Below are 9398 nucleotides of genomic sequence, written 5' to 3'. Positions count from 1 at the left end.
ACCGGATCCCGCACTTGGACGCCCGGAGCCGGCCGTCCAAGTGCGGGATCCGGTCCAGAAGGTTGCGCAGGCCGCCGCCGGTCCAGCACGATGCAGGGACAGCCCCTCACTGCATACACCTGTTGCCATTGGTCGAGACCATCCGCGCGCCCCTGGTGCGCCGGGTCGCCGACCAGGCGCACGAGACCAGCGGCGCGACCCCCCGGCGCCGCCTCCCGGCACCGGCGCTGCCCTGACGTCGGTGCTGAACGCGAAGGGCCCCGCGGAGGCGATTCCGCGGGGCCCTTCGCTCTGTTCCGTTCAGTTCAGTTCAGTTCCGTACGTACTTACGCCTTACGCCTTACGCCTGCGGGACGCGACGTAGAGCGCGCCGCCCGCGGCGAGCGCGACGGCCGCGGCGCCCACCGGCAGCAGCGCCGACGATCCGGTGGAGGCGAGGCTGCCGCCGCCGCTGTCGGTCGTGGTGTTGGAGTTGCCGCCCGAGGTGGACGAGGAGCCTGTGGCGGACGCCGTCGGGGACGGGGACGCGCTGACCGAGGCACTCGGGGACGGCTTGGGGGCACCGTTGAGGATCAGCTGGGCGGTGTTGTTCGAGGCGTCCGGGTCGAAGGCCAGCTTGGGCTGCGACAGGCCCGTGTTGCGTACGGTGACCGCACCCTTGGCGTCCTTCACCACCTCGTCGATCTTCAGCTCGAAGGGCAGCGCGACCTCGGCGTCGTCCAGGATCATGAACGACGTGTCGCAGAAGTAGCGGGGGGCGCCGAGCTGCTGCTCGCGGTAATCGCCGGCCGCGGTCCGCGCGGAGCAGCCCTCGGGCTTCTTGGTGACCTCGGCGCCGGCCGGGACGGTGAAGTCGACGGTCGCCACGGACTCGCGGGAGCGCAGGTACGCGATCCAGGCCGGGCCCTTGTTGCGGAAGCCGATCTTCGTCTCGACGGTCTCGCCCGCCTTGCCGGTCAGCGCGTCGCCGTACGCCCTGAAGTCCGCCTTGTTGACGGCCTGGAAGTCGAACTCCTGCTGGTTGTCCCAGGGGTTGAGGTCCAGGGACCGAGCGGAGATCTTCTTCGGCGTGGCCGTGAGGAGCGGCTCGCCTTCGCGGAACTTCGCCTTCGTCGGATCCTCCTCGATCCGGTAGATGAAGGACTCGATGTACGCGTGGTCGGTGGCCCTGATGCCGAGCGACTTGTTCAGTTCGTAGACAGTGCCCGCCTTGTACGTGTCGGGGAAGTGGCACTGCACCTGGGTGCCCGCGCCGATGTCACTGTCCTCGCTGTACTCGCAGTTGCCGTACTTCTCGGCGAACTCCAGGCCGTGCGAGGCCTTCAGCGTGAGCAGGACCCCGTCGGCGTCCGCGGTACCCGTGTTGGCGAAGGCGAGCGTGCCGCGCTGGACCTGCCCCGGCTTCATCTGCGGCTTCAGCGGCAGCTGCTTCATGACGAGGTCGGGGCCGCCGACGGTCACCGTGGTGGAGAAGGGAGTGATGGTCGCCCCCTCCGCCGTGCCGGTCGCCTTGATCACACCGGAGTCGGCGAGCTTGCTGCCCTGGGCGGCGGTGACGTCGAAGGTGACCGCGGTGTTGTAGCCGATCCCGATGCCGTAGTCCGTACAGACGGCGGTGGTCTTGGTGAACTTGCAGTCCACACCGGGGCTGTTCTCGCCGTCCAGCACCACATCGGCGACACCCGCGAGCGCGCTCAGGTCGAAGGTGAGCTGGTACTCGTGCTCGAAGCGGCCCGCGTCCTCATCGGTGCTGGGGTTGGTCAGCGAGAACTCGAGGCTGGACTTCTGCGGCTTGCCGGCCGCGGGGTACGGGTGCAGGGCCAGGTCCTGCTGCCCGCCGAGCGCGAACTCGGGGCCTGCGATGGTCGGCGTCGTATCGGCGAAGGCGGACGCGCCGCCACCCAGTCCGAGGGCTACCAGCCCTGCTGCGGCAACTACGAGGGAAAGGCGTCTCATCACGGCTCTCTGGGTTCGGCGGGACCTGTGCGGCTGCTGTGGTTCGACCCGGAGGCCGCGGCGAAGGTTGTACGACGCGCCATGTGACCGGCGTCACGCACCCCCCGGAAGAACGCCGTCCACCGCGATCGCCTCTTCCTCGGCGGGCCTCCGATCTCTGGGACGTGATCGGCCGGCGCCGCCTGGTCCCCGCCTGGAGCCGGCTTGCCCTGCTGACGTTGCACGGAAGCGTCCTCGTGGCCCCCGAGAGCGCGGCCGGGGGCCTGATCCGCCTGAGCTTCGTGGTGGCCTCCACGGCATACGTACTGCTGTGGCCCCGACGCGACAGAATCCGCGCCCGCCGACGGCGATCCCATGCAGTGACGCGCGTCACATAAAAATTCTGTGAGACCGGACGCAACCATTCCTCTCCGTGGGCGGTCTCCTTTGCGGAACCAACGGCCCCACCCGTATGCCCCCAACTTCGGCAAGGCCTCTCCTGAGCACATCACACAACAGAGGTCTGCAATGAAGCTCCGCCACGCCTTCGCTGTCGCCGCCGCGACTGCCGTCATAGCCCCCGGCGCCGTCCTGGCCGCTCCGTTCGCGTACGCCGACGAGCCGGTCGCCTCCGAGTCCTCGTCCCCGGCCGCGACCGAGAGCGCGTCTCCTTCCGCGACCGAGTCGGCTCCGGCGGCGACCGAGAGCGCCTCCCCGTCGGCGGCCGAGTCGACCCCGCCGGCCGTCACGCCGTCAGCTTCCGATTCGGCCTCTGCTTCCGCATCCGCTTCTGCTTCGGCTTCGGCTTCCGCGAGCGCCACGCCCTCCGCCGAGCCGTCCATCTGCCCCGTCGACGAGGACGGGAACGACCTCGGCTCCAAGCTGGAACTGGGCGTCCGCGGGCTGCCCGGCAAGATCGTCGCGGGCAGCGGCTGGCACACGTTCTCGCTGCGCGCCACCAACACGTCCGACCAGGCCCTCGGCTACGTCGACTGGGCGGTCTTCGTCGACAACGACTCGATGAGCGACGACGAGAACACCTGGCTGAGCACCTTCGCCCAGCTCCAGTACTGGGACACGGACGCCAAGAAGTGGACGTCGCTGTCCGCGGAGCTCGGCAACGGCGCCTACTTCGGTGAGACCCAGCTCGGCGCGAAGCAGTACGTCGACCTCAAGCTGCGCGTGAACATCGGCGCGAAGGCACCGAAGGGCGACGGCTTCTCCGTCGGCTTCGGCGGGTACATCGACGCCGCCGAGAACTGCGTCCACAGCGCCTTCGCCGAGTGGGACTTCCAGGTCCTCGCGGCAGGCAGCGACAACGAGAACCCGGGCGAGGCCAAGCCCGGCAAGGGTGACAACGGCTCCGACGCCGGCAAGAAGCCGCAGGGCGGCACCACCTCGGAGATCCCCGCCACCGGCAGCCTCGCCGAGACCGGCTCGTCCTCCATGGTCCCGGCCATCGGGATCACCGGCGGTCTCGCTGTCGCGCTGGGCGCCGGGGCGATGGTCGTCGTCCGCCGCCGCAAGGCAGGTTCCGCCGTCTAGACGGCCACAAAGCTCACGTCAGGCGCTGCTCTCGGAGGGGGGAGCAGCGCCTGACGTGTATCCGGACTCCGGTTACTTCTTCCGCTACTTCTTCCGCTTACTTCTTCTGCTTACTTCTTCTGCTTCTTCGGCGGGACCGGGGGAATCGCGAGGAACGGGAGCTTCAGCGCTCCGAAGGCGTCCGACGGGACCGCGGGTGACGTCGGCTCGACCGCTGCGAGGCGTTCGTACGCCTCGCCCTGCGAAGGCCGCTTGTCCGCCTCGCCCTTGTTCGGCCAGAACGACATCGCTCGTTCCGCCTGGGCGGTGATCGTGAGCGACGGGTTCACGCCCAGGTTCGCCGAGACCGCAGAGCCGTCCACCACGGAGATCCCGGGGTGGCCGTACAGCCGGTGGTACGGGTCGATCACACCCTCATCCGGCGTCGCGCCGATCGGGCAACCGCCCAGGAAGTGTGCGGTGAGCGGGGTCCCCATCAGTTCGCCGACGTTGGATCCGGCGAAGCCGTTGATCTCCTTCGCCATCAGGGTCGCCGCGCGCGTGGCCGCCTCGATCTGATTCGGGTTCGGGGCGCCGTGGCCCTGCCTCGCCGTGAGCAGGCCCTTCCCCACGCCACCCGGTTTGCGGTACGTCGTCAGGGAGTTGTCCAGGGACTGCATGACCAGGCCGATGATCGTCCGCTCCGACCAGCGGCGGTTGGAGAGTGAACGGACCATCAGGAGCGGGTGCTTCGAGGCGCTCGCCAGCCAGCCGCGCACCCGGTTCGCGCTGTAGGGGACCTGGAGGATGGTCATCAGGCCCATCGCGTTCGAGCCCTTGCCGTAGCGGACCGGCTCGATGTGGGTGTCCTCGTCCGGGTGGATGGAGGAGGTGATCGCCACACCGCGCGTGAAGTCGGCCTTGGGGGTGCCGTGCTTCTTTCCGTAACGGCGGTCCGTCGTCTGGGAGCCCACCAGGGCCTCGGAGTTGGTGCGGGTCAGTTCGCCGAGCCTGGCGGAAATGCGCGGGAGGCTGCCCTGGTCCTTCATCGTGTGGAGGAGGGTCTGGGTGCCGTACGTGCCTGCCGCCACCACGACCTGGCGGGCCCGGAGGACCTTCGGCGCGGACTTCTTCTTGTCCGTGGGGACCGTCGTGACCTCGTAGCCGCCGTCCGCGTGGTCGGTGATCCCGGTGACCGAGGTGAGCGGGTGGATCACCGCGCCGGCCTTCTCCGCCAGGTAGAGGTAGTTCTCGTTGAGCGTGTTCTTCGCTCCGTGGCGGCAGCCCGTCATGCACTCGCCGCACTCGGTGCAGGCCTTGCGGGACGGACCCGCACCGCCGAAGTACGGGTCGTCGACCGAGCCGCCGGGCTTGGCCTTTGACGTACCGTCAGAATCCTCGCCGTCGCCGAAGAAGACACCCACCGGCGCCATGTGGAAGCTGTCGCCCACCCCCATCTCCTGCGCCGTCGCCTTCAAGTGCACGTCGGAGGGGGTCATCGTCGGATTGAGGCGTACGCCCAGCATCCGCTTCGCCTGCTCGTAGTACGGGGAGAGCTCCGCCTGCCAGTCGGTGATGGACGCCCACTGGCGGTCCTTGAAGAAGGGCTCCGGCGGGACGTAGAGCGTGTTGGCGTAGTTGAGGGATCCGCCGCCCACGCCCGCACCGGCCAGCACCATGACGTTGCCGAGGAGGTGCACGCGCTGGATGCCGTACAGGCCGAGCGCCGGGGCCCAGAGGTAGTTCTTGAGGTCCCAGGAGTTCTTGGGGAGCGTGCCAGGGGTGAAGCGGCGGCCCGCTTCCAGGACGCCGACGCGGTAGCCCTTCTCGGTCAGCCGCAGCGCGGAGACCGAGCCGCCGAAACCGGAGCCGACGATCAGTACGTCGTAGTCGAACTCGGCTTCGTCCAGATTGTTTTGGGCAGAGCTCTCCTGGGACATTGACTGTTCTCCTCGTTGAGAATTAGCGGAGGCGCAGGGCCTTCATTGCCTTCAGGCTGCGGCTCATGAACGCCGCGTACTTCTCGTCCGTCATCCCGAAGGACGGCGCCATCGGCATGATCCGCTGATGGGCCACCGTCTGCGCCTCGGTGTACTTGAGGATGCCCTCGGAGCCGTGCCTGCGGCCGAGGCCCGACTGCTTCATGCCGCCCATCGGGGACTGCACACTGCCGTAGGCGGGCGCGTACCCCTCGTTGATGTTGACCGTGCCGGTCTGCAGCCGGGCGGCGACCGCGTGGCCGCGCTTGGCGTCCTTGGTCCAGACACTCGAATTCAGGCCGTACGGCGTGGCGTTGGCCTCGGCGATCGCCTTGTCCTCGTCCGTGAAGCGGTAGATCGAGACGACAGGACCAAACGTTTCCTCGGCGCAGACCGCCATCGGGGCCTCGACGCCGTCCAGGATCGTCGGCTCGTAGAAGAGCGGGCCGATGTCGGTGCGGTGGACACCGCCCGCGACCAGCTTCGCACCCTTGGAGACCGCCTCCTCGACGTGGCGCTTGACCGTCTCCAGCTGGCGCTCGCCGACCAGGGAGCCCATGTCGGCGCCGTACGCGAGCGAAGTGCCGAGCCGCATCGCCTTGGTGCGGGCGGCGAAGCGCTCGACGAAGGCGTCGGCGATCGACTCGTGGACGTACAGCCGCTCGATGGAGATGCAGAGCTGACCGGCCGATGAGTAGCAGGCACGGACCGCGCCGGCCGCCGCCTTCTCGATGTCGGCGTCCTTGAGGACCAGCATGGCGTTCTTGCCGCCGAGTTCGAGCGATACGCCGATCAGCCGGGCGGCCGCGCCCTGCGCGACCTCGCGGCCGGTGCGGGTGGAGCCGGTGAAGGAGACGTAGTCCGCGTGCTTGACCAACTCGGGGCCCACGACCGGGCCTTCGCCCAGGACGATCTGGAAGACCTCGGCCGGCAGACCCGCCTCGATGAGGAGGTCGCGCGCCCAGAGCGCGGTGAGCGCCGTCTCGGTGTCGGGCTTCATCACGACCGCGTTGCCGGCGACGAAGGCCGGGAGCGCGTCGCCGACGGACAGCTCGAAGGGGTAGTTCCAGGGGGCGATCTGGCCGACGACCCCGCGCGGCTGGCGCAGTTCGGTGACCTTGGTGAGGGTCGGGATCGCGCCCGTGTGGCCCTTGGGCTTCAGGTACGAGGGGGCCTTGCGGCCGTAGTGGCGCGCGGCGACCGTGACCGCCAGGATCTCTTCGTGCGCATGGAGGCGGGCCTTGCCTGTCTCCAGCTGGATGAGGTCGAGGACCTCGGCCTGGCGGGCGAGCACCAGGTCGTGGAAGCGGAGCAGGACGGCGGCGCGGGCGCGGACGGGCGTGGCGGCCCAGGCGACCTGTGCCGTACGGGCGCGCTCGAAGGCGGTCGCGACGTCCTCGGGGGTGGACTCGGGCAGGTCGGCCAGCTTCTCCCCGGTGAAGGGGGTGTGGTTGGCCGTACGGCCGCTGCCGACGACACCGCGGGTGAGGTGGGCGACCACCTCGGGGGTGACCACGTCGGCCGCGGTGCGCGCGCCTGCGGGCGCGGCGGCTATCGGGTTGGTGCCGAGCGGGGTGGCGGTGGCAGCCTGCGAGTCCGTCATGGGGCGAGGTTATGCCCCGGCACGGACTTTGGGTACCCGCTGGTAATAGCTTTTCACGGTCCCCACAAAAGGCGCCAGTGATCGATGGCGGGATAAGCCCTGATCAGGGGCTTGTCCCGCCATCCGGTCAGCTGCGGGTTGTCACAACTGATTGATCTCGAAGTGGGCGACGACCTCCGAGAAGAGCTTGTCGCCCTCCTTCGCGGCCCATCCGTCGGACGGCCCCGCGACGCGCAGGCGCCAGTAGGTCCTGCCGTCGTTCTTGCCGGGGACGATCAGCTCGTGGAAGCGGTGGCCGACCGGGTTGTTGGAGGCGGGCGAGGTGTCCTCGTAGTCGGTGACCAGCTCGGAGGCCTTCTGGCCCTGGTGGTCGACCTCCTTCAGGCTCACCTTGGGCTTGTCCAGCTCCGTGCCGTACTTGCCGCCCTTCTCGTAGTAGCTCTTCCAGGTGTCGCCCTTGGCGTCGAGCGTGTCCTTGGCGGCTGTCGCCAGGTCGACCCGCTCGACGAAGATGTAGAAGACGTCGCTCGGGTCGTAGTAGGTGACATTGGATTCGCTGGTGTTGCTCACCTCGACGCGCGCGTAGTCCTTGGGCACCGCGATGTCCGCCTTGAGCACCTCGCTCTCGGGGCGCACCAGGAATCCGGCCGGCGTCCCGCCTCCCCCGAAGGGGTTGGCGAAGATGAGGACGAGCGCGACCGCGATCGCGAGGACGGCGACGCCCAGGCCGTACTGGGCCTTGCGGTTGCGGTGCAGTACGGGCGGGACCCAGACGCTGGTGCCCGTGGCGCCCGTGGCGCCCGTGGCGCCCGTCGACCCGTACAGCTGCGTCTCGGCGAGCGAGGCCGCGGCCGGCGGGCGCGCCACCGATTCCAGCGTCTCGCGGATCTCGGCGGAACTCGGGCGCTCGGCAGGGTTCTTGCGGAGCAGCCGCATGACCAGCGTGCCGAAAGCGCCGGAGCCGCGGGCGGGCGTCTGCGGCTCGGCCGAGAGCACCGCCTGGAGGGTGGAGGGGGTGTGCGAGCGGCGGTACGGGGACACGCCCTCGACAGCGGCGTACAGGACGACGCCGAGCGACCAGAGGTCGGACTCGGGTCCCGGACGCTGGCCCAGCACCCGTTCGGGGGAGATGTATTCGGGCGAGCCGACGAACGCGCCGGTCTCGGTGAGCCCCTGCTCGCCCTCGACCTGCGCGATGCCGAAGTCGGTGAGGACGACGCGGTCGCCGCGGCCGAGCAGCACGTTGTCGGGTTTGACGTCACGGTGCAGTACGCCCGCCTCGTGCGCGGCGGTGAGCGCGCCGAGGACGGCGAGGCCTATGCGGGCGGCTTCCCGTACATCCAGGGTGCCTTCCTGGAGGCGGTCGCCGAGGGAGTGGCCGCGGACCAGCTCCATGACGATCCAGGGCTTCGCGTCCTCGATGACCACGTCGTGCATCGTCACGACCGAGGGGTGGTCGATACGGGCGGCGGCGCGGGCCTCGCGCTGCATGCGCAGATAGACGTTCTCGCGTTCGCGGGCGGGAAGGTTGTCCGGAAGCCGCGGTTCCTTGATCGCCACGTCACGGTCGACGACCTCGTCGTGCGCACGCCAGACCGTACCCATGCCGCCGTGGCCGAGCCGCGAGAGCAGCCGGTAGCGGCCGCCGATCAGCCGTCCGGCGTCCGGGTCGTGCGGTGCCTGCGCCACTTGGGTCGGTTCGTAGGCTGCGCTGTTCTGCGGCGGAACCTGCGCGCCGTTGGGCTCCGGCGGGCGAAGACCGTAGCTCGTGGGCTCGTTGGCCCGTCCCCCATCGTTGGTCATGGGGCCATCCTGACCGAAAGACGGTGGCTGATACCACTGGGGGTGGTGAGGGGATGCAAAGCCGTGACAACTCAGTGCCGGACTGTGAAGGAATCGACTGCGGTGTCGAAGTGCCGCTTCGTGTCGTCGATTTCAGCGAGAGGGCCCTCGACCCAGATGCTGTACGAACGACCGCCCTCTTCCCAGGAGAGTTCGAAGACGTGGGCCGGGCCCGCCGTCTCGGAGTCGCCGTCCCAGGTGTACTCCCGGAGGGCGGCGGCGTGTCCGCCGTGCTTGGTCGAGGTGACCTTTCCGTCGCGGTAACCGGGGTTGAGGTCGGGGCCGCCGGCGTTGGCGAAGCGCTCCACGTCGAGGGGGCTGGTCCCTACGGAATCGTCAGCGAGGAGGCCGAAGAAGAAGCTCTTGTCGGGTGTCTCGTAGTAGACGCGCTTGCCGTCGGTGGACCGGACGCTGTCAGTGGGGACTGTGACACTGAAACCGGCGGGGTCGGTGACCGCGCGGTAGCCGGCGGGGACACCGGTGGCCCCCTGCCGGGAGGGGGCCACCGGTGTCAC

The 9398-nt window shown here is 69.3% G+C and carries 6 protein-coding genes; 1 reads left to right on the top strand and 5 read right to left on the bottom strand.

All coding sequences use genetic code 11. The annotated features are described in order from the left end of the window. Positions 1-333: 333 nt before the first annotated feature. The gene (locus J0695_RS01790; RefSeq protein ID WP_206959446.1) at positions 334-1956 is read right to left on the bottom strand and encodes a peptidase; all 1623 of its coding nucleotides are present in this window, start codon (positions 1954-1956) and stop codon (positions 334-336) included. A 507-nt stretch (positions 1957-2463) separates the two neighbouring features. Between J0695_RS01790 and J0695_RS01785 the strand changes: the two genes are divergently transcribed. After that, complete coding sequence (locus J0695_RS01785; RefSeq protein WP_206959445.1) at positions 2464-3480, top strand: hypothetical protein; 1017 nt, start codon at positions 2464-2466, stop codon at positions 3478-3480. A gap of 110 nt (positions 3481-3590) precedes the next feature. Here the strand turns inward: J0695_RS01785 and J0695_RS01780 are convergent, their stop codons facing one another. The 4 genes from J0695_RS01780 to J0695_RS01765 all read right to left on the bottom strand — a co-directional run. After that, positions 3591-5399, bottom strand: a complete 1809-nt coding sequence (locus J0695_RS01780; protein ID WP_206959444.1) for a GMC oxidoreductase — start codon at positions 5397-5399, stop codon at positions 3591-3593. Positions 5400-5421: 22 nt separating this feature from the next. Beyond that, the gene (locus tag J0695_RS01775) at positions 5422-7041 is read right to left on the bottom strand and encodes a succinic semialdehyde dehydrogenase (protein WP_206959442.1); all 1620 of its coding nucleotides are present in this window, start codon (positions 7039-7041) and stop codon (positions 5422-5424) included. 141 nt (positions 7042-7182) lie between these two features. Further along, on the bottom strand, positions 7183-8844 hold the full coding sequence (locus J0695_RS01770) for a serine/threonine-protein kinase (protein ID WP_206959439.1): 1662 nt from the start codon (positions 8842-8844) through the stop codon (positions 7183-7185). Positions 8845-8915: 71 nt separating this feature from the next. Further along, the coding region (locus J0695_RS01765; RefSeq protein WP_505383602.1) for a serine/threonine kinase C-terminal domain-containing protein at positions 8916-9398 on the bottom strand (483 nt) is incomplete at its 5' end.

Origin of the sequence: Streptomyces beijiangensis (assembly GCF_017315755.1) — a bacterium.
GTDB classification, from domain to species: domain Bacteria; phylum Actinomycetota; class Actinomycetes; order Streptomycetales; family Streptomycetaceae; genus Streptomyces; species Streptomyces beijiangensis.
This window is presented reverse-complemented; position numbering and strand designations above follow the sequence as displayed.